The following is a 24,126-nucleotide window of genomic DNA, read 5'->3' on the forward strand; positions in this document are numbered from 1 at the left end:
TGTCCGGGTGACAGCAGACTGCTGCCCGGATGGCGATCGTGGCCATGTCACCGCCCTCCGAGCCGTGTGAATGTCACCGCCCTCCGAACCGCGTGAACGTGTCAGCCAATCGTTCGGCTATCCCGGCCACGGCGTCACGGTCGAACAGGTGGCTGTGATATTGCAGGGACACCCGCAGGTGCGGATCGGCTGTCGCGGTGACGGCCAACGGGTAGTGGGTGCCGCTGACCGCGCTGATCCCGGTGATCGCGATCCCGGCGGCGGTGTTCGCCTCGCTGATGCCCTCGCGGTTCATCGGGTACGACTGGAACACGACCTGGGTGTCGGCCTGGTGGCAGTCGGTTCGCCCGAACTGGTGATGGTCGAGCAACCGGCCTTGCCGGTCCTGGAGCTCGGTCAGCAGCTCGGCGAAGGTCCTTTCCGGGGAGCAGCGCACGCGGACCGGCACGGTGTTGATGAACAACCCCACCATCGAGTCCACCCCGGTGATCGCGGGTGGCCGGCCGGACACCGTCGCGCCGAACACCACGTCGTCACGTCCGGTCAGATCCGCCAGCACCGAGGCCCACGCGCCCTGCACGACCGTGTTCAGTGTCACGCCCAGCTCCGCGGCACGCCTGGACAGCGCACCCGCGGTGTCCACACTCACGGGGACCTCGACCGTTCCCATGCCTACAGGGTCCCTTTCGGACAGCCCGGCGAGCAGGGTCGGCCCGCGTACGTCGAGCTCGTCCGCCCACGCCCGTGCCGACGCCTCGCGGTCCTGGTCCGCCAGCCATACCAGGAAGTCCTTGTACGGGCGCACCTTCGGCAGCACGGACGTGTCTCCGCGCGAAGCGTAAAGCCGCAGGAGGTCCTGCACCAGCAACGGAACGGACCATCCGTCGAAGACCAGGTGACTGGCCGTCACCACCAACTCCGAGCGATCCTCGCCCAACCGCACCAGCATCATCCGCACCAAGGGCGGCATCGCCGGGTCGAAGTGGGCCGCCTGATCCTCGAGCCGGACCTCCTGGAGCTCGCGGGCGCGCTCCTCCTCACCGAGGGCACCCAGGTCGATTTCGCGCCACGGCAGCTCGACGCCGTCGGTCACGACCTGCACGGGTTCTCCGGTGGCGCCACTGGCGAACGCCACACGCAAGTTGGCGTAGCGGTCGAGTACCGCCTGGCCCGCGGCCCGCATCCTGGCCGCGTCCACCTGCCCGGTGATCTGGAAGGCCAGCTGAACGTGGTAGGGGTCGTATGCCTGGTCCGGCCGCATGGTGTGCCGCAGCAGCGAGGATTGCACAGTCGTGAGCGGCCACACGTCGGCCAGGCCCTCGTAACGCCTCTCCCACGTCTCGATGTCCTGCTGGGTCACGGCCACCAGGGGGAGGTCCGACGGCGTCAGCCCGCCCGCACTCGGCCGCGTCACATGCCGGGCAAGGCCCGTCAGGGCGTCACACCAGAGATGGGCCAGGTCCTCCACGTCGGCACGGGACAGCACACCCGTGGCGAAATCAAGCGTGGCTTCCGGCCGCGGACCGTCCTCGCCGTCGACGACCACCACGTTGACCTGTATCTCAGCCAACGCGGGCATGTCGGCATCGAGTGCGATGTCCAGGCCGTCGGCGTCAGCCACCGGCGTCCAGCCCAGTCCGCTCAGGTCCGCGGGCATGTCGGCCGGGGAGAACCGGCCCAGGTAGTTGAACGCGATCTGCGGCGCGGGGTGCTCGCCCAGCTCCGCGCCGGTCTCGTGGTTCAGGTACCGCAGCAGCCCATAGCCGAGACCCTTGTCCGGTACGGACAGAAGCTGCTCCTTGACCGCTTTCAGTACGCCACCTGCCGCGGGCCCGCCCGCGAACGCCTCGTCCAGCGCGAATCCGGCGACATCGAGGCGGGCCGGGAACACGCTGGTGAACCAGCCGACGGTGCGCGACAGCTCCGATCCGGGCACGACGGCTTCTTCCCGGCCGTGTCCTTCCAGGGCGATCAGGCAGGACGGCTCGGCCACGCCGCGATTCCGTCGCCACTGGGCCAACGCCAGTGCCAGTCCGGCGAGCAGGCCGTCCTGTGCCCCGCACCGGAACTTCGCCGGGAGGGTGGACAGCAGTGCCCCCGTCGCCCCCCTGGGCAGGTCGACCCGCATCCTGTCCACGGTGGAACTGGTATCCAGCTGGGGATCCAACCTGCGGGACCCGAGCAGCGGATCCGGGCCGTCCACCACGTTCTTCCAGTACGACAGCTCCGCCGCCCTGTCCGTAGTGGACGCCTCGGCCGCCAGCGCGTGCGCCCATCGCCGGGCCGATGTCCCCACCGGCGGCAGCGCGGGAGCCCTTCCCTCGCGCACCTGTGCCCATGCCGCCGCCAGGTCCGGCAACAGGATCCGCCACGACACGCCGTCGACCACGAGGTGGTGCAGGACCATCAGCAACCGGCCCGCTCCCCCGGCGCCAGGGGCGGACCACACGAACTGGGCCATCACCCCGGCCTCCGGATCCAGCCGGCCCGCGGCCGCGTCCAGCTCCGCCGCACACCCCCGGTTCCACTCGACCCGCCGGACCAGTCCGGCGACGTCGACCGTCCCCGGCGGACTCACCACAAGGCCGCCGTCATCCGGCAGGAGCCGTGAGCGCAGCATGTCGTGGTGATCAACCACGGCGCTCAGCGTCGTCACGAGACGCGCTTCGTCGATGTCCGGCGGAAGTTCCACCATGGCCGCCATGGAGAACCGAGTGAATCGTGCGTCGATGTGACGTGCCATCGGTGGCAGTGGCATCCAGCCGACCCCACCGCCGTCGAGTTCGGCGAGTACGGCACCCGCTTCGCCCGCGCTCGCCACGGCCGCCAGTTCCGCCACGGTGCGGCATTCGAAGATCTTCCTGGGAGTGATCTCGACGCCCAGCGCGCGAGCCCGCGACGCCACCTGGATCGACCGGATGCTGTCCCCGCCGACAGCGAAGAAGTCGTCGTCGGCACCGACCCGTTCAAGGCCCAGCACCTCCGCGTACACCTCGGCGAGTATTTCCTCGACCGCCGAGCCCGGGGCCCGGTACGCCTCGGCGGCGAATCCCGGGTCCGGCAGCGCGGACCTGTCCACCTTCCCGCTCGGCGTCAGCGGCAGCTTGTCGAGGACCACGACCTGCGACGGAACCATGTACTCCGGCAGCCGGTCGGCGACAGACCGCCGCACCTCGGCCACGTCGACGCCGAGGTCGACGTCATCCCCGGACGTTCCGGCCGGGACGACGTACCCCACCAGTCGTTTGCCCTGCTCCCCTTCGACCGCCGCCACCACCGCCTGCGCCACACCCGGACACGACTCCAGTGCGGCCTCCACCTCGCCCGGCTCGATCCGCACCCCGCGTACCTTCACCTGCGCGTCGACACGCCCCACGCACTCCAGCTGACCGTCCCGGTTCCATCGGGCCAGGTCCCCCGTGCGATACATCCGCGACCCGGCCGGACCAAACGGGTCCGCCACGAACCGCTCCGCCGTCATCCCCGCTCGTCCGAGGTAGCCCCGGCCCACCTCACCGGCCACGTACAGCTCCCCCACCACACCCGCCGGCACGAGCCCCAAGCCGGGCCCCAGCACATACGCCCGCATGTTCTCCAGCGGGGTCCCGATCGGCACCACGCCCGGATCCGCCTTGCCGGGGATCCGGAACGACGTGGCGTAGAAGGATTCGCTCTGCCCGTAGGCGTTGATCAGCCGCGTGTTAGGCATGGCTTCCCGCACCCGGTCGACCAGGCCGGCCGTCAAGGGCTCACCGGCGAACACCACGGTGTCCGCCTTGATCCGGTCACCGGCCTGTGCCAGCACCGACGGCACCGCGCTGACCACCGCACCCGACCAGCCGCCGCACTCCACCAGGTCCTGGACCACCTCGACGGTGGCGCCCGCGCTCAGGCCGGCCATGACCTCGAACACCGACACGTCGAAGCTCACCGAACTCGACGCCAGCACCCGTTGGCCCGGCCGCAGATCGATCAGCTCGACCAGCCGCGACACGTCGTTCACCACGCACCCGTGGGTGATCACGGCTCCCTTGGGCACACCCGTCGAGCCGGATGTGTACATCACGTATGCGGCGTTGCCGGGCCGTACCGCACGGCCGAGGTTTCCGCTGTCACCGGTGGCGAGGTCCAGCTCGTCCATGTCCGTCAGGACGAACTCGGGGCGTGCTTCGGACAGCACGAGGGCCGACCGCCCACTGGGATACCGCGGGTCGATCGGCACATACCCCGCGCCGGACTTCCAGATCCCCAGCATGCCGACGACCAGGTCGATGGACCGCGGCAGAGCAAGGCCCACCAGCGCCTCCGGCCGCGCGCCGCGTTCGACCAGCACCCGGGCCAGCCGGTTGGCGCGCGCGTTCAGCTCCGCGTAGGTCAGCGAGGCCCCGTCACACACCACCGCGATCGCGTCCGGAACCGCCGCGGCCCGCCGCTCGAACAGCTCCGGCACCGTCACCTCAGGCGCCGCCGTCACGGTGTCGCCGAACTCTCCGAGGAGCCGATCCCGCTCACCCGCGATCAGCACGTCCACGGCCCGACGTCCGGGGTCGGCCACGACCTGCCGCAGGACGGCCTCGAAACGGGTGGCGATGCCCTCCACGGTGGCGCGGTCGAACAGGTCGGTGGCGTACTCGAGGTGGCCGTAGACACCCTGTCCCGGGATGTCGGCCAGGTTGAAGCACAGGTCGAACTTGGCCGTTCCGGTCGGCACCGGTTCGAACTCGACGTCGAGCCCGGTCAGGGCGAAGTCCTGCTGGGTGACGTTCTGCCAGGCGAACATCACCTGGAACAACGGGTGGTGGGCGGTGGACCGCTCCGGGTTGAGGATCTCCACGAGCCGTTCGAACGGGACGTCCTGATGGTCGTAGGCCGCCAATGCCTTGCCCCGCACCCGGTCCACCACGGTCTCGAACGACGGGCTCCCCGACAGGTCGGCCCGCAGCACCCAGGTGTTGACGAAGAATCCCACCGATTCGGCGAGTGCCGCGTCCATCCGGCCCGCGATGGGCGAACCGATCGTGATGTCGTCACCGCCGCCGAGCTGGTGCAACAGCACAGCCAGCGCCGCCTGCAGCACCATGGGTACGGTCGCGCCGCGCGCACGCGCCAGCTCGCCCACCGCGTCGAGCAGTCCGGGATCGATGCCGAGTTCCACCACGTCGCCGCGGTGACCGGCCACGGGCGGCCGCGGCCGATCCACTGGCAGCCGCAACGGCCGTACTCCGGCCAGCTCCGCCCGCCAGTAAGCCACCTGGCCCGCCAGCAGTTCGCTCTCGTCGGCCAGCAGATCCCGTTGCCACAACGTGAAGTCCACGTAGTCCACGGGCAGCTCCGGCCACACCGGTCCCGTGCCCCTGTGCCGGGCGTCGTACGCACTGGTCAGGTCGCGCGCCAACGGCGCCATCGACTCACCGTCGGCTGCGACATGGTGCACCAGCAGCACCAGCACGTGCTCGGCCGGGCCGCAGCGGAACACCGCCGCCCGCACCGGAATCCCCGCGGACAGGTCGAACGGACGGGCCACGGCCGCCGCCACGGCGTCAGCCAGACCTGCCGGCTCCACGTCGACGACCGGCAGGTCCGAAGTGACCTCGTCCGCGGGCAGCACCCGCTGGAACGGCACGCCGTCCTCTTCGGAGATCATGGTGCGAAGGCTCTCGTGACGCCGGATCACGTCCCGCACCGCCAACGACAGCGCTTCGACGTCGAGCGTGCCGGTCAACCGGAGAGTCAGGGGGATGTTGTAGCTCGCCGACGGTCCTTCGAACCGGTCGATGAACCACAACCGGCGCTGCGCGAACGACAACGGCACCCGGTCCGGTCGCTGCGCGGACCTTCGCAGCCGCGGCCGGACCTGGGTTCCGGCCGGTATCCGCGTGGCCAGCTCCGCGACGGTGGGTGATTCGAGCACGGTCTGAATCGGGACCTCGGCGTTCAGTGCGGTCCGGATCCGGCTGACCAGCCGGGTCGCCAGCAGAGAATGCCCACCGAGGTCGAAGAAGTCGTCGTCGATGCCGACCTGCTCGGCGCCGAGCAGGTCCGCGACGAGCCCGCACAGGACGTCCTCGCGCGTGGTGCGGGGCGCCCGGTACGCCGAGGCTGCGAACTCCGGCTCGGGCAGGGCCGCCTTGTCCAGCTTTCCGGTCGGGGTCAAAGGCAGCCCGTCCAGCACCACGATCGCCGACGGGACCATGAAGTCCGGCAGACGCGCCGACAGGAACGCACGGAACTCCTCCGCTGTGACGCCGTCGCGCGCGACCGCGTAACCCGCGAGGAAGGTGCCTCTGTCCTGGTCCTCGCGAGCCACCACCACCGACTGAACCGCCGCCGGGTGGGCGCTCAGCACGGCGTTGACCTCACCCGGCTCGATCCGGAAGCCGCGGATCTTGACCTGGTCGTCCACGCGTCCCCGGAAGACCAGCTCGCCGTCCGGGGTCCGGCGGACGACGTCGCCCGTCCGGTACATCCGCTCGCCCGGCGGTCCGAACGGACACGCCACGAACCGCTCCGCGGTCGGCCCGGATCGGCCGGAGTACCCGCGGGCGAGCCCGGCGCCGGCGAGGTAGAGCTCACCGGCGGTGCCGGGCGGTACCGGGCGCAGCGCCTCGTCCAGCACATAGGCGCGCGTGTTGTCCATCGGGCGCCCGATGGGAATGTCGGCGTCGGCGCCCTGAGCGGCGTCCATGGGACGGCAGGTCGCGAAGACCGTCGTCTCGGTCGGCCCGTAGACATGGACGAACGTGGTGCGCGGGCACGCGTCCAGAGCGTCGCGGAACGCCGAGGGCTGCGCACGCTCACCTCCGGTCCACACCTCGCGCACGCCCGCCAGGCAGGTCACGTCCTCCTCCACCAGGACGTTGAACAGCCCGGCTGTCAGGAAGACCGAGGTGATGCCCTCCTCGGCGACCAGCTCGGCCAGCGTGCCCGCGCTCAACCTCCCAGGTGGCGCCAGCACCACCCGTCCCCCGCGCAACAGGGGTACCCACAGCTCATACACCGAGGCGTCGAAGGACAGCGGCGAGTGGCACAGGACCCGGTCCTGCGCGGCGCCGGTCCACGCGCGGTCGACGGCCAGGGCGACGACATCCCGGTGGGTGACTCCCACCCCCTTCGGCGCCCCGGTCGAGCCGGACGTGTACATCACATAGGCCAGCTGGTCCGGGTGGCACCGGGGTGGCCGGTCCCGCGACACCGGAGCGGACTCGTCCGGTTCCACCACCGGACAGGGCAGGTCGGGCAGGGTCCCCGCGTCGCCGAGCACCAGCGCGGGCCGGGCCTCGTCGATCAGGAGCCGGATCCGCTCGGCGGGCTGGCCGGGGTCCACGGGCAGGTATGCGCCTCCCGCCCGGACCACCGCCAGCATCGCGACCACGAACCGCGGTGACCGCTCCAGAGCGACCGCCACCACCGACTCCGGCCCGACCCCGCGCGCGGTCAGGACGCCCGCCAGCTGATCCGCCCGGGTGTGGAGTTCTCGGTACGTGATCGACTCGGCACCGGAGACCACGGCGACGGCGTCCGGCGTGATCGCCGCCTGCCGCTCGAACAACTCGGGAAGCGAGATCTCGGGGATCGGTGCCGTCGTGTCGTTCATGTCGTCGACCGTCGCCTGCGCGGTATCCACGGCGAGGAGGTCGCGGAGTGGACGGCCGGGATCGGCCATCGCGGCGGCGGCGATCTCCTGGAACATGTCGACCAGGCGACGCATGGTGGTGACGTCGAACAGGTCGACCGCGTACTCCAGGAACGCGTCCATCGGGCCGCCGTCCTGGTCGAACACCCCGATGGTCAGGTCGAACTTGGCCGTGCCGGGGGCGATCCCGACCATCTCATCGGCGTCATGGGTCACGGCCAGCCCCGCGAGTTCCTCGGCGGGCGCGGCGTTGTTCTGGTGCGTGTACGCCACGGTGAAGACCGGGTGCCTCGACGCGTCACGGCGGCCGCCGAGCTCGGCGACGATCTTCCCGAACGGGATCTCCTCGTGGTCGAGGACACCGGTGACGGTGCCCTCGCACCGGTGGACGAGGTCACGGAAGCTCAACGCCGGTTCGACCGCGGTCCGGAACGGCAGGACGTTGTTGAAGTATCCGATCAGCTCGTGTGTGGCGGGGTTCGACCGGCCGGAGGTCGCCACACCGACCACCGCGTCCCGATGCCCGGCCCACAGGTGCAGCAAGGCGTCGACCACCGCCAGCATGGTGACGAACGTCGTCACGTTCTCCCGCACGCTGAACGCGCGCAGTTGCCGTACGAGGTCCGGATCGAGCTCGAACTTCAGCAGGTGGCCGACGTAGGACTGGGCCGCGGGGCGTGGCCGGTCGAGCGGCAGTTCCGAGGGGGACAGGTCACGCAGCTGGTCGCGCCAGAACTCCAGGCCGTCCGCCATCCGGGAGTCGTCGAGCCAGGACCGCTGCCACGCGGCGAAGTCCGCGTACTGGACGGGAAGGACGGGCAGTTGCGGCGCCCGGCCCGCGCATCGGGCCGCGTAGAGTTCCGCGATGTCACGGTAGAAGATGGCGGGTACCCAGCCGTCGAAGATGATGTGGTGCCACGCGTAGAGCACCATGTGTTCGTCGTCGGCGAGCCGGACGACGGCTGTCCTGAACAGCGGTCCGTTGGCCAGGTCGAACGGCCTGTTCGCGGCTGACTCGATCACCCGGGCCAGGTCCGGGTCCGGGAGCCCGCTGAGGTCGAGGAACTCCATTTCCGGCTCCGTCAGATCGGCGAGCGCGTACGGTACGCCGTCCTCCTCGAGGATGCGGGTACGCAGGATCTCGTGCCGCTGCACCAGGTCACGCAGCGCTTCCCGGAACGCGTCGAGGTCGAACGGGCCGGAGTAGCGTGCCCTGGTCGGGATGCTGTAGAGCGGGCTGTCCGGGTTGACCCGGTCGATGAACCACAGTTGCTCCTGGTTGAACGACAACGGCAACCGGCCGCCGCGCGGTAGCACCGGAATCGTCCAGCCGTCCGCCGCGGGCGCCACCCGGGCCGAGTCGACCAGCGCCGCCAGCTCCCGGACCGTCGGGCAGCGGTACAGGTCCGCGAACGTCAGCCGCACCCCGAAGCGCCGCTCGACCTCCCGCAACACCGAGATGCCCGCGATCGACGTCCCGCCCATCATGAAGTAGTTCGAATCCGGCCCGACCCCCTCGGCTTTGAGAACCTGCCGCCACACGTCCGCGATCTCCAGCTCGGGAGCCCTGGCCGAGAGCTGCGGTGCCCCGGCCGAGAGTTCCGGCGGAGTTTCACGCGTGCCACCGGATTCCACGACCGGTGACGGACCGCCCGGCGGCAGGCACCAGCACGAGACCTCCTCGAACGGGTACGTCGGCACCTCGACCCGCGGTATGTGCCGGCCCGCGTAGAAGCGGTCCCACTCGATGTCCACTCCCAGCGAGTACAGCTCGGCCAGCGCCCGAAGCACCCCTTCCCGGGACGGATCGGCGAACAACCGCACCACCGGTAGCTCCGGGGCCACTCGCGCGATCGCCCGTGACAGCGTCCCGTCCGCGCCCACCTCCACCATGACCGCACCCTGACGGGCGAACTCGGCCACCGCCCGCCGCAACCCCGGTTCGTTCACCTCATCGGTGATCGGCACATCGCACGTATCCACGTCGTGGCCGCGCATCCGCCGGACCGCGAGGTTACCCACGCCCGACCCCACCAAGTGGAGCTCGGTCACGCCCAGCGACCGCACCAGCCCGTACGCGGCACACAGCCGGGCATACAACCGTTCGCCTGCCGAGCCGGCCCCGCCGACACCGGCAAGCCCGTCGAACGACTCGGACAGCCGGTCCCAGGTGTCATCGCCCAACTCGGCGTCACCCGAGAGCAGCAACACGACCTGCGCGGAACGGCGTGTGCCAGGGGCTTGCGTCTTCCGCAGCGACGCGGCCAGTTCTCCGGTGTCCCGGGCGACGCCGGCCCACCGGAACGGGTGGTCGTCACGCCCCCTGTTGAGCACATGCGCGACCTCGGCCAGGCTTTGATCCGTCTGCTCGAGGAACGAGGCGACACGTGACGCGTAGGCGGACAGCGCGGAGGCCGACTTCGCCGACATGGTGACCAGCTCACTCGCCGAGCCGTGCACCGCGGCCCGGCCCTCCGGGGGCTGCTCGATCACCGCGTGGACGTTGGTCCCGGTCAATCCGAACGAACTCAACCCCGCCCGTCGGACACCCGAGACCGGAGCCCACTCCGCGGCCGCCGTCTCCACCTGAACCGGACCGGACACGTCGACCAGCGGGTTCGGCGACCGGAAGTTCGGGTTCGGATACCGCACCCCGTGCCGCAGACCGGCCAGCACCTTGAACAGCCCCGCCATGCCCGCGGCCTGGTCGAGGTGGCCGATGTTGCCCTTGATCCCGCCGATTCCACATGGCCCGGTGAAGCCCGTCTCGGCGAACGCGAGTTGCAGGCCGTCGACCTCCACCACATCGCCGAGCGGAGTGGCCGACCCGTGGCACTCGACGAGGTCGATCGCGTCGGCACCGGCCTGCCGCCACGCCTCCACGATCACCTCGGACTGACCGTACGCGCTCGGCGCGCTCATGCTCGTCGCCCGGAACCCGTTGTGGTTGACGGCGATACCGGTCAGTACCCCATGGATGTTGTCCCCATCGGACAGCGCCTCGGACAGCCGCTTGAGCAGTACGAGCCCGCCGCCCTCGCCGATCGCCAGGCCGTTCGCCTCGGCGTCGAACGGACGGCAGACGGCTTCCGGTGACTCCAGGCCGCGCAGGGGCTCATGGGCGTGCCGGGTCAGCGGAACCGAGAAGACGTTCAAGCCGCCCGCGACCGCGAGGTCCGCCCGCCCGCTGCGCAGGTTCTCCACGGCCGTCGCCAGCGCGGTGAGACTGCCGCTGCACGCGGTGTCCACAATGGTCGTGGGACCTGTGAAGTCGAAGAAGTAGGCGATGCGCGCGGCCGTGGCGGACGGCAGTGAGCCGAGGATCTGCTGCGGATCCTCGTCGGAGTACAGGCTCGCGTAGCCGGGCGTGGGTGCGCTGAGGTGGACGGCGGTGTTCGAGCCGCGCAGCGCTCCCGGGGCGTAGCCGGCGTTCTCGATCGCGCGGTGGGCCAGCTGGAGGGCGATCCGCTGGTGCGGGTCCATCAACTCCGCTTCCCGCAGCGACAACTCGAAGAACCGGTGGTCGAACAGATCGATCCGGTCCAGGTAGCCCATGGTGACGTAGTCGGCGTCGGCGGACGCTCCGGCGTGGTGGATCCGGTCCCTGGCCGGCGGACGCACGCTGACCCGGCCGTCGGCCAAATTCTCGTGCAGGGCATTCAGGTCATCGGCCTCAGGCAACGCGAGCGCCACCCCGATGATCGCCACAGCCTCGTGGTCAGAACGGGTCACAGCTCGTACCCCCACTCTCCGTCACCGCCGGTGGCCAGCCGCTCGTCCAGCAGGCGAGCCATCGCTTCCACGGTGGTGTGCTTCAGCAACTCCCCCACGGGCACCTTGCGCCCGCACAGCTCGCTCAGCCGGTTGCTCAACGCGAGCAACGACAACGACGACCCGCCGGCCTCGAAGAACTTCTCGTGCACGCCGACCTCGTCGCGGTCCAGCAAGTCCGCCCAGACCCCGGCGACGACTCGTTCGCTGCCGGTGCGGGGCCCAACGCCGGCGGTTTCGACCGGCTCGTGACGGCCCGGTGGGCGCGCCGCCACCGTCTCGCCGGGCTGGACCTGGCGGTGGGGGTCGGCGGCGAACTCCTCCAGGACCCGCGCGAACCGGTCGGCGATCGCCACGGCGGCCTCCTGGTCGAACACGTGGTGCTGATACTGAAGGACCAGCCGCAGGTGGGGGTCCACGTTGGCCATGACGGTCAACGGGTAGTGGGTTCCGCTGGCCGGGGTGACCCCCGTGATCGTGATCCCGGCAGCGGTGTGGGCCTCGCTGATCCCGGCGCGGTCGATCGGGTACGAGTCGAAGACGACGAGCGTGTCGAACAGCGGCGTCACCCCGACGGCCTGCTGGATGTCGGCCAGCCCGTAGTGGTGGTGGTCGAGCAACGCGGCCTGCCGGTCCTGCAACTCCGTCAACAACTCCGCGTAGGTGCGGCCCGTGGCCCGACGTACCCGTACCGGCACGGTGTTGATGAACAGCCCCACCATGGAATCCACCCCCGCCACCGCGGGCGGACGGCCTGACACGGTCGCGCCGAACACCACGTCCTGACGCCCGACCGATCCCGCCAACACCATCGCCCACATGCCCTGGACAACCGTGTTCACGGTGACGCCGAGCTCAGCCGCACGACGAGTCAGCCGGGCGGCGGTGTCCATGTCCAGTGGAACATCCACCTGACCGGCCCCGGAGCCGGAGTCCGCACCGGGAACCAGCAGGGTGGGCTCATGGATCCCGGCAAGCTCCTGCGCCCATGCCCGTCCGGCCGCGTCCCGGTCCTGAGCGGACAGCCAAGCCAGGAAGTCGCGGTACGGCCGAGCCTTCGGCAGTACCTCCCCGCCGGAGCCGTACAACAGCAGCAGGTCCCGCATCAGCAACGGAACGGACCAGCCGTCGAACAGCATGTGATTGGCCGTCAGTACCAGCTCCGAGCGGTCAGCGCCCAGCCTCACCAGCGTCATCCGCAGCAACGGCGGCACCGTCGGATCGAAGCGCTCAGCGTGATCCGCCGCGAGGAGACCCTCCAGTCCGTCCTCGCCGAGATCGGTCGCATCCACGTACCGCCACGGCAGCTCCACCCCGTCGACGACGGCCTGCACGGGTTTTCCGTCAGCACCGTTCACGAACGCCACGCGCAGGTTCGCATACCGATCCAGCAGAGCCTGGCCCGCGGCCCTCATCCTCGGCGCGTCGACGTCACCGGACAGGTGGAACACCAACTGCATGTGGTAGGCGTCGTACGCGGTTCCGGCGGCCATCGCGTGGAACAGCAGGCCGGACTGCAGCGCGGTCAGCGGCCACACGTCGGCCAGTCCCGGGTGCCGTTTCTCCCATTTCCCGATCTGCCGCTGGTCGGCCTGGACCAACGTAAGGTCCGACGGCGTCAACCCGCCCGCGCCGGGCCCGGTGACGTGCCGTGCCAGTCCCGCCGCGGCGTCACGCCACAGGTCAGCCAGTTCACGGGCCTCGGCACGGGAGAGGACACCGGTCGGGAACACCAGGGTGGCTTCGAGTCGCGGGCCTTGCCCGTTGTCGACGGCGGCGGCGTGGATCTCCACCGCGGCCGTCGCCGGCATGTCCGGGTCCAATGGCACGGCGAGTTCAGCGACCCGGTTCCAGCCGAGCCCACGCAGCTGGTCCGGCATGTCGGCCGACGAGAACCTGCCAAGGTAGTTGAACGCTATCTGGCCCGCCGGTCGTCCACTCAATTCCGTGGTGGTCTCCAGGTTCGTGTACCGCAACAGCCCGAAGCCGATCCCGTTGTCCGGAACGGACAGCAGCTGCTCCTTGACGGCCTTCACCACGGCACCCGCGGCCGGGCCACCGGCGAACGCCTCGTCCAGATCGCATCCGGCCAGGTCGAGCCGTGCCGGGAACATCGTCGTGAACCAGCCCACGGTCCGCGACAGGTCCGCGCCGGGGGCAACAGCCTCTTCCCGGCCGTGCCCCTCCACCCGAAGCAGCACCGAGGGCTCGGCCACGCCCCGATCCCGCCGCCACCGGACGACGGCCAGCGCCAGCGCGGCCAGCAGGCCGTCGCTCGCTCCACCGCGGAACTTCTCGGGCAGTACGGTCAGCAGCGCTTCCGTCACCGCGGTCGGCAGCCGCAACTCCAGGGTGTCCACGGTGGACAGAGTGTCGACAGTGGGGTCGAGCTCTCTGGATCCCAGGACGGGGTCGGGCCCGTCCAGTACCTGCTGCCAGAACGGCAACTCGGTGAGCCTGTTGGCACGGGAGGCCTCTGCTACGAGCGCGTGCGCCCACCGTCGGACCGATGTCCCGACCGGTTCCAACGACGGAGTCCTGCCCTCGCGGACCTGAGCCCATGCCGCCGCCAGGTCCGGCAGAAGGATCCGCCACGACACGCCATCGACCGCGAAGTGGTGCAACACCACCAGCAGCCTGCCCGGTCTCCCGGCACCGGCGTCGAACCACACGAATCGGGCCATCACCCCGGCCACCGGATCCAGCGCGTCCGCGCAGGCGGCCAACTCCGCCGCAACCGGTGACTCCCATTCGACACGGCGCAGTAGTGCCCGCACGTCCACCGATCCCGGCGGTCCTGCCATGAGTCCGCCCTCGGGCACCAGCCGGGTACGCAGTGCGTCGTGGTGGTCGACCACCGCGCACAGCGTTGCCACCAGGCTCGTTTCGTCGATGCCCGGCGGCAGGTCCACGACCATCGACATGGCGAATCGGCTGACTCCGCCGCTCTCGACCAGCCACGAACCGGCCGGCAGCAACGGCATCCACCCCACGCCCCCACCGTCGAGCTCGGCCAGCACCGGCGTCGTGTCGACGCGGTCGCTGATCGCGACGACGGCCAGTTCGGCGACCGTCCGGCACTCGAAGATCTGCCGCGGCGTCACCTCCACACCCAGTGCCCGGGCCCGCGACACCACCTGGATCGACCGGATGCTGTCCCCGCCGACGGCGAAGAAGTCGTCGTCGACGCCGACCCGGCCCAACCCCAGCACGTCGGCGTAGACGCCGGTCAGCACCTCTTCGACGGTGGATCGCGGCGCGCGGTACGCCCCGGCACCCCACGTCGGCTCCGGCAGCGCCGCCCGGTCCACCTTCCCGTTGGGTCCCAGCGGCAGCCGGTCCAGCACCACCAATGCCGACGGCACCATGTACTCCGGCAGCCGCTCCGCCGTGAACCGGCGCAGTTCGCGGACCGACAACCCGGCGGTGAGGTCGATGTCGAGGTCGCCGAGCCGATCGACGCTTCCGCCTGGCTGGGCACCGGCCGGGACGACGTACCCCACCAGTTGCCGAGCCCCTCTTGCCTGGACGGTCACCACGGCCTGCGCCACACCCGGATGCGCTGTCAGCGCGGCCTCCACCTCGCCCGGCTCGATCCGGAAACCCAGGACCTTCACCTGCTCGTCCGATCGCCCGACGTACTCCAGCCGGCCGTCGCTCCATCGGGCCAGATCGCCGGTCCGGTACATCCGCGTACCCGCCGGACCGAACGGATCTGCCACGAACCGCTCCGCCGTCAGCCCGGTACGTCCGAAATAGCCTCTCGCGATCTCACCCGCGACATACAGCTCCCCCACCACGCCGGGCGGCACCGGGTTCAGGCCGGGGCCCAGCACATGCATGCGCATGTTGCCCAGCGGCGTCCCGATGGGGACGTTGCCGGACCCCGTGTCGGGCGCGGCGAACCCTGTGTCGGGCACGACGTACGCCGTGGCGTAAAAGCTCTCGGTCTGCCCGTAGCCATTGACCACCCGTGCACCGGGGAACGCCTCGCGCACCCGGCGTACCAACGGTCCCGGCAACGTCTCACCGCCGAACATGACCACGTCCGCGGTGGCTTTTCCCGCGACCTGATCCACTATTTCGGCGAGGACGGACGGCACGCCGCTGACCACCCCGCCCGGCCAGCCATCCCGTTCGGCCAGCACGAGCACGTCCCGGACCACGTCCACCACGCCACCCGTACACAGGGCAGTGAAGATCTCGAACACGGACACGTCGAAGTTCACCGACGTCCCCGCCAGCACCCGCCGCCCGCCGCCCACCACGGCGGCGAGCTGCTGCACGCCGTTCGCCACCGTCCGGTGGGTGATGACCACGCCCTTCGGCACGCCCGTGGAACCCGACGTGTACATCACGTACGCCGCGCCGTCGGGCCGCGGAGGGCGCACCGTGCCCTCGACGCCGTCTTCGTGGAGGAACACGTTCCCCGGCCGGTCACGCGCCACCGAACGGTCGGTGACGACGACCTCCGGGCGCGCGTCCGCCAGGATGGACTCGACCCGCTCACTCGGGTACCGGGGGTCGACCGGGACGTACGCCGCGCCGGACTTCCAGATCCCCAGCAGACCGACCACCAGATCCGCCGAGCGCGGCAGCGCCAGCCCCACCAACGACTCCGGGCCGACGCCACGCCCGGCCAGCGCGCGAGCCAACCGGTCCGCCCGTGCGTTCAACTCCTCATAGGTCAACGACACACCGTCACACACCACCGCAATCGCCTGTGGAGTCTCGGCGACCTGACGCTCGAACAGCCGTGGCACGGTGTTCTCGGAGATCGGCGTCGCCGTTTCGTTGAACTCGCGAACCAATTCCCGCTCACACTGCGCCAGAACGTCCACCGAGCCCACCCGGACACCGGGATCCGCCAGGACCTGCCGCAGCACCCGCACGAACCGTTCCGCGACCTTCTCGACGCTGTCGCGGTCGAACAGGTCCGTGGCGTACTCGAGGTAGCACCGCACTCCCGACCCGGCTGAGTCCACGCAGAAGGTGAACTCCAGGTCGAACTTGGCGGTTCCCGTGGGCAACGCCGTCAGGCTCGCCTCCAGGCCCGGCAGGTCGAGGTCCATCCGCGCGTCGTTCTGCCAGGTGAACATGGTCTGGAACAACGGGTGGTAGGCGGTGGACCGCTCCGGGTTGAGGATCTCCACCAGCCGCTCGAACGGTGCGTCCTGGTTGTCGTACGCGGCGAATGCCTTGCCGCGCACCCGTTCGAGGAACTCCGCGAACGTGGGGTTCCCGGACAGGTCGGCCCGCAGTATCCAGGTGTTGACGAAGAACCCCACCAGGTCGGCGAGGTCGTCGTCCGGCCTGCCCGCGATCGGGGACCCGATCGTGATGTCGTCACCGCCGCCGAGCTGGTGCAGCAACACCGCCAGCGCCGCCTGGAAGACCATCGGCACCGTCGCACCGTGGGCCAGGGCCAGCCCGCCGGACTCGTCCAGCAGTCCGGAGTCGACAGTGAACTCGACGACGTCACCGCGGTGGCTCGCCACCGCGGGCCGGGCGCGGTCCACCGGCAACCTCAGCGGCTGCACCACCCCGGCCAGCTCGGCACGCCAGTACTCCAGCTGTCCGGCCAGCACCCCACCGGCGTTGAGCAACTCCCGTTGCCACAAGGTGAAATCCCCGTACTGCACCGGCAACTCGGGCCACCGCGGACTCCCACCCGCGCGACGAGCGCGGTACGCGGCACCCAAGTCCCGCGCCAACGGCCTCATCGACTCGCCGTCGGCCGCGACATGGTGGATCACCAACACCAGCACATGCTCGTTCGCACCGCAGCGCACCACACACGCCCGGACCGGAATCTCCGTCGACAGGTCGAACCGGTATCCGGTCGCGGCGGAGACCGCGTCGTCCAGCCCACCAGGCGGCACGTCGATCAGCGGGATGTCCAGCTCGACGGCGGCCACCGGCAGCACCCGCTGGAACGGCACCCCTCCTTCCTCGATGATCAGCGTGCGCAGGCTCTCGTGACGGCCCACCACGTCCCGCACGGCCGCCACCAACGCCGTCACGTCCAGCGGACCGGTCAACCGCACCGCGAACGGGAGGTTGTAGGTCGCGGACGGACCTTCGAACCGGTCGATGAACCACAACCGGCGCTGTGCGAACGACAACGGAATCATCTGTTCCTCCTGCGCAGCCGGGGCCGTGCCGACGTGGGCGCGTCGTTGAGTCTGCGCGCCAACTGGGCCACGCTGGGTGATTCGAAGACCGCGCTGACCGGCAGGTCCACGCCGGCCACCTTGCGGATCCGGCTGATCAGCCGGGTCGCCAGCAGCGAATGGCCACCCAGCGCGGTGAACTCGTCGTCGACACCGACCCGCTCCACCCCGAGAACCTCGGCGAAGAGCAGGCAGAGGGTCTCTTCGTGGGCCGTGCGCGGCGCCCGGTACTCGCGGGTGGGGAATTCCGGTTCGGGCAGAGCCGCCCGGTCCAGCTTCCCGTTCGGCATCAACGGCAGCCGGTCCAGCACCGTCACCAGCGACGGAACCATGAACTCCGGCAACCGTTCCGCCACGAAATCCCGTACGTCGGCGGGGTTCACGTCCCGGCCGGCCGGGACGACGTACCCGACCAGGCGACTCGTGTGCGGGACGACCACTGCACGGCCGACATCGGGGTGCGCGGTCAACGCGGCCTCCACCTCGGCCGGCTCGACCCGGAAGCCGCGGATCTTCACCTGCGTGTCACCGCGCCCGACGTACTCCACCTGGCCGTCGGAGTTCCATCTGGCCAGGTCACCGGTGCGAAACATCCGCGATCCGGCCCGGCCGAACAGGTCGGCGACGAACCGCTCCGCGGTCAGGCCGGGCCTGCCGTGATACCCACGGCCCACGGTGGCACCCGCGACGTACAGCTCGCCCACCACTCCTCGTGGCACGGGCGTGAGCCCTGGGCCGAGCACGTACACGCGCACCCCTGGCAGCGGCGTCCCGATCGGCGTGCTGCCCGTGTTCTCCCACTCACTCGTGCCGGGTATCGAGAAGGTGGTGGCGTAGAACGTCTCGCTCTGCCCGTAGCCGTTGACGACCCGCACCCCCGGGATCGCCTGCCGCACCCGGTCCACCAACGCGGCGGGCAACGCCTCACCCGCGAACATCACGGTACGGGGGGCGATCTTGCCCGCGACCTGGTCGAGCAGTTCCGCGAACGCCGACGGCACCGAGCTGACCACCCCGCCCGACCAGCCATCGCGTTCGGCGAGCGCGAGAACGTCCCGGGCCATCTCGACCGCACCGCCGGTGCACAGCGTGGCGAAGATCTCGAACACCGACACGTCGAAGTTGACCGAAGTGCCCGCGAGCACCCGCTCACCCGGCTCGACGTCCACACAGGACACCAGCCCCGGCAGGCACGCCGTCACGTTGCGGTGGGTGATCGCCACACCCTTCGGCGTCCCGGTCGAACCCGAGGTGTACATCAGGTACGCCGCGTGGTCCGGCAGCAGCGGGCCGGTCCGGTCCTCGTCCCGTGGGTCGGCATCGCCGCCCTCGATCCCGGCGACGCACAACAGGTTGCCGGGCAGTGTCGCAGCCGTGTCCCCGGTGACGAGGACCAACGCGGGCTCCACCTCGGCGAGCACGGCCGCCAGGCGCCTGCTCGGGTGTTCGGGATCGATCGGCACGTACGCGCCACCGGCCTTCAACACGCCGAGCAACGCGACGACGAGCTCGGGCGAGCGCGGCACGGCCACTCCGACCGCCGACTCCGGCCCGATCCCTCGCCGGATCAGCTCACGCGCCACCCCGTTCGCCCGCGCGTTCAACTCCGCGTACGTCATCGGTACGCCGTCCTGGGAGACGACCGCGAGCGCGTCCGGCGTGGCGGCCACCTGACGCTCGAACAGGTCGGGAATGGTGCCGCTGCTCACCGGCTCGGCGCTGTGCGTCAACCACGCCCGCTCGCTCGGCGCCAGTACGTCGACCGCGGCCACCCGCCGCTCGGGGTCCGTGGCCATCTGAGTCAGCACGCGCCCGAGGCAGGCGGCGATGTCCTCCGCCTCTGCGCCGGCGAACACGTCCCGCCGGTACTGCACGGCAAGCCGCAGGTGGGCCCCTGAGTCGGCCATGGCCAGCACGGTCAGCGGGTAGTGCGTGGTGGTGAACGGGCGGATGCCGGTGATCGCGATCCCGGCGGCCGCGCCCGCCTCGGCCAGCCCGGCGCGGTCCAGCGGGAAGGACTCGAACGCGACGAACGTGTCGAACAACGCGCTCTGCCCGGTGTCCTGCTGGATGTCGGCAAGGCCGTAGTGGTGGTGGTCAAGGAGCCCGGCCTGCCGCTCCTGGAGATCGGTCAGCAACTCGGCGAGCGTCTGCCCCGGCGCGCACCGCACGCGGACCGGCACGGTGTTGAGGAACAGCCCCACCACCGAGTCCACGCCACGGAACGCGGCATTCCGGCCGGACACGGTGGTGCCGAACACCACATCCCGGCGGCCGGTCAACAGCCCCAGCAGCACGCCCCAGGAGCCCTGGACGGCGGTGTTCACCGTGACGCCGAGCTCCGCGGCACGGCGTTCCAGCTGCCGGGCGGTGTCCGCGGTAAGGGGGACGTCGACCTGCTCGATGCCGTCCTTTCCACTTCCGGAGGCCAGTAGCGTCGGCTCGGTCACGCCGGCGAGCTCCTGCGCCCATGCCCGGGACGCCGCAGCGGAGTCCTGCTGGGACAGCCAGGCCAGGAAATCCTGATAGCTCCGCGTGCGAGGCAGAGCGTTCGATCCATACAGTCGCAGCAGATCCTGCAACAACAGCGGCAACGACCAGCCGTCGAACAGGGCGTGGTGCGCGGTGAGCACCAGTTCGCACTCTCCCGCCCCCGTCCGGACGAGCGAAAGCCGCAGCATGGGCGGCGCTTCCGGGTCGAAACGTTCCGCCAGGTCGTCGGCGAGGAACCGGTCGAGCTCGTCGGCCGCCAGATCGACCTCCCGCCACGGCAGTTCGACACCGGTTCGCACGAGCTGAACCAGTCGGCCCCCGGCGTCGGGAACGAACGCGGTCCGCAGGCCGGCGTGCCGGTCGAGCAGCGCCTGCCCGGCCGTTCGCAGCCGGACCGGATCCACCTGCCCGGCCAGGTGCAGCACGTACTGCACCTGATAGGCGTCGAACGTGGACCCGGCGAGACTCGACTGGAACAGCAGGCCCGCCTGGAGCGCTGTCACCGGCCACACGTCCGACAGGCCTGGAAACCGTTTCTCCCACGCCTCGATCTCGCCCTGCCCCACCGACACCAGCGGGACGTCCGACGGCGTCAGCCCACCCGCGCCGGGCTGGGTGACGTGCCGCGCCAGCCCTTCGAGCGCAGCGCACCACAGCTCGGCCAGCTCTCGCAGCTCGGCGCTGGTCAGCACACCGGCGGGCGCGCTGAAGACCGCGCCGAGCCTCGATCCGGTGACCATCGCGTTGATGTCCACCTCGGACAGAGCGGGCATCGCCGGGCCATGCCCGGTGTCCAGCTCGGCCAGCTCGGCGAACCGGTCGAGGTCGGCGGTAGGCGTGAAGTCCGTTCCGGGCCGGGAGAAGCGGCCGAGGTAGTTGAACCCGATCTGCCCGATCGGAAACTCACCCAGCACCCGGGCGGTCTCCGGGTTCAGATACCGCAGCAACCCGTAGCCGATCCCCTTGTCCGGGACCGCCCGCAGCTGTTCCTTGACCGCCTTGATCGCCGTACCCGCGGCCGGGCCACCCGCGAACGCCTCGTCGACGTCCACTGCGGCGATGTCGAGGCGCACCGGGAACACGCTGGTGAACCACCCCACGGTCCGGGACAGGTCCGAGCCGGGCAGCACGGCTTCCTCCCGGCCGTGCCCCTCCAGCCGCAGCAGTGTCGACGTCTCGGCCACACCACGGTCCCGGCGCCAGCGCGTGACCGCCAGAGCCAGGGCGGTCAGCAGGCCGTCGTTGACGCCACCGTGAAACAGCGCGGGCAGCGTGGTCAGCACCGCCTCGGTCACGTCCGTCGACGACCACACCCGAATCCTGTCCACGGTGGATCGGACGTCGACCGCGGGATCGATCCTCCTTGTGCCGAGCAACGGATCCGGTCCGTCCACGATCGATCTCCAGGTGGGCAGCTCGCCGACGCGCCCCGGGCTGACCGCCTCGGCCGCCAGCGCCGTCGCCCAGCGCCGGGCCGAGGTCGACACCGGTGGCAATGCCGGCGGCGCCCCGGCGCGCACCCGTGTCCATGCCGTGGCCAGGTCCGGCAGCAGGATCCGCCATGAGACGCCGTCGACCACCAAGTGGTGCGCCACGATCAGCAACCGTCCGGTCCCGGTCGGTGCGTCGAACCAGACGAACTGCGCCATCACGCCCGCCGCCGGGTCCAGCCGGGCCACGGCCGCGTCCAACTGGCTCACCAGCAGCGTGTGCCACGACTCATCGGCGTACTCGACCCGACGCAGCAAGGATCCGGCGTCGACCGAGCCCGGCGGATCCACGCGCAGGCCGCCGCCGTCCTCCGTCACCAGCCGTGCGCGTAACAGATCGTGGTGATCGAGCACCGCACCCAGCGTCGCGACCAGTCCGGCTCGGTCGACGTCGGCCGGGCACGTCACGACAACCGCCTGCGCCAGCCGCTCCGAGCCGGGGCCGAGCTCCCGGATCCACCTCGCCACCGGCATCAGCGGCACCCACCCCACGCCGCAGTCCGGCTCGGCGGGCGCTGGATCGTCCGGGCCGGCCATGGCGTCGGTGAGCCCGGCGACGGTCCGGTGCTCGAAGATCTGCCGGGCGCTGATCCGGATGCCCTGTTCCCGGGCGCGGGACGCCACCTGGATCGACTGGATGCTGTCGCCGCCCATGCCGAAGAAGTCGTCGTCGATCCCGACCCGGTCGAGCCCGAGCGCCGCACCGAACAGTCCGCACAGGACTTCCTCGTCCGGGGTCCTCGGCGCCTGGTACGCCCCTGGCGCGAACACCGGTGCGGGCAGAGCGGCGCGGTCGACCTTGCCGTTGGGTGTCAGCGGCAGGCGGTCGAGCACGACGATCGCCGCGGGGACCATGAACTCCGGCAGCCGCTTGGCCACGAACCCCCGTAGCTCGCCCGCCTCGAAGCCGGAATCGATGGCGATGTCGCCGTCCCCGGCGCCCCACCCCGCCCCCATGGCGCCGGCCGCGACCACGTACGCCACCAGCTGCCTGCCCCGGCCGTGCCCCTCGCGGGCGACCACGATCGCCTGCGCGACCCCGGGATGGGCCATCAGCGCCGCTTCGACCTCACCAGGCTCGATCCGGAACCCGCGTATCTTCACCTGAGCGTCCGCACGCCCCTGGAACACCAGCTCGCCGTCAGGTGCCTGGGTCACGACGTCACCGGTCCGGTACATCCGCTCACCGGGAGGCCCGAACGGGCACGCGACGAACCGTTCCGCGGTCAGCGTCGCCTGATTCACGTAGCCACGGGCGAGTCCGGTCCCGGCCAGGTACAACTCCCCGGCGAGGCCCGGTCGCACGGCGCGCAGCGCGCCGTCGAGCACGTAGGCGCGCATGCCGTCCATGGGCCGCCCGATCGGGACGTCCGCACCGAGCTGCTCGGCGGCGCCCACGGGACGGCAGACAGCGAACACGGTCGTCTCCGTCGGGCCGTACCCGTTCACGAACCTCGTGTCCGGGCACGCCTTCACGGCACGGCGGAAGGCCGACGCCGAGGCGCGCTCGCCACCGGTCCAGACCTCCCGCAGCCCGGCCAGGCACCGCGCGTCCTCCCGTACCAGGAGGTTGAACAACGCCGCGGTCAGCCAGGCAGCGGTGACGCGCTGTTCGCCGACCAGTTTCGCCAGCCGGTCCGGAGAGATGTCCCCGGACCGGTCCATGACCACGTGGCCACCGCCCAGGAGCGGCACCCACAGCTCGTAGACCGAGGCGTCGAAGGTGAACGGCGAGTGCGCCAGCACCCGTTCGTGGGCGCCGCCGCGCCACCGTTGATCCAGCGCCAGCCCCACCACATCCCGGTGGGTGATCCCGGTCCCCTTGGGCACCCCGGTCGACCCGGACGTGGTCATCACATACGCCAGCTGGTCCGGATGCGGCATCGGGCAGTCGCCCGGTGGCACCGGCGCAGTGTCGAGATCCTCCGGCAGCACACGCGGGCAGACGTCACCCAGCACATTCCCGGCGCTGTCCGCCTCGGTCACCAACAAAACCGGCCGCGTGTCCCGCACCAACAACGCCAGCCGTTCGGACGGATGGCCAGGATCGATCGGCAGATACACCCCACCGGCCCGCACCACCGCCAGCAAAGCCACCGCGAGCTCGACCGAACGCGGCAGCATGACGGCCACCACGGACTCCGGACCGACACCCCGTTGGCCCAGTACCCGCGCCCACCGGTCCGCCCTGGAGCTGAGCTCCTGGTAGGTCAGCGACACGTCACCACACGAGACCGCGACCGCGTCCGGTCGCGCGGCGGCCTGCCGCTGAAACACCTCAGGAATCGTGCGCCCGGGGTGACTCACCGCCCGGTAACCGAATCAACACCGAATAATCCGATCAGGGACAAGAACAACGCGACCATCCCCCTCTGGCGGCAAATCACTTGGATCATCAGCATTGACCGAGCCCGGAAACCCGGTCAAGAAGATCCCCACGGAACCGTCCTGTCCACAGGACACAGCTCAATGCGACGGCACCATCACCCGTGACCGGTGCTGCCGCTGCTGCGGAAACTGCTATGCGGCACCACCCAGGGAACGGCGCCGCCCCTTCCGTCGTTTC

Annotated in this window: 3 protein-coding genes; all 3 read right to left on the reverse strand. The window is 70.6% G+C overall.

Annotation, left to right across the window (positions count from 1 at the left end; genetic code table 11):
* Window positions 1-73 precede the first annotated feature (73 nt).
* The 3 genes from ACQUSR_RS00650 to ACQUSR_RS00660 are packed head-to-tail and all read right to left on the reverse strand — an operon-like array spanning window position 74 to window position 23,837.
* Entirely contained in the window at window positions 74-11,365 is an 11,292-nt protein-coding gene (locus ACQUSR_RS00650) for an amino acid adenylation domain-containing protein (RefSeq protein WP_431040535.1), read from the reverse strand.
* Window positions 11,362-17,538: an amino acid adenylation domain-containing protein gene (locus tag ACQUSR_RS00655; protein ID WP_431040536.1), complete on the reverse strand. Its 6,177-nt coding sequence runs from the start codon at window positions 17,536-17,538 to the stop codon at window positions 11,362-11,364. Before ACQUSR_RS00655 ends, ACQUSR_RS00650 begins: the two co-directional genes overlap by 4 nt.
* A complete protein-coding gene (locus ACQUSR_RS00660; protein ID WP_431040537.1) occupies window positions 17,535-23,837 on the reverse strand; it encodes an amino acid adenylation domain-containing protein in 6,303 nt (2,100 codons plus the stop codon). Before ACQUSR_RS00660 ends, ACQUSR_RS00655 begins: the two co-directional genes overlap by 4 nt.
* Window positions 23,838-24,126: the final 289 nt, after the last annotated feature.

The organism is Streptomyces sp. P1-3 (genome assembly GCF_050613155.1).
Lineage (GTDB): Bacteria > Actinomycetota > Actinomycetes > Streptomycetales > Streptomycetaceae > Streptomyces.

Bases quoted from the DNA above. Each gene is read 5' to 3' on its own strand.
- ACQUSR_RS00655 (WP_431040536.1), bottom strand. From the start codon at position 17,538: ATGATTCCGTTGTCGTTCGCACAGCGCCGGTTGTGGTTCATCGACCGG.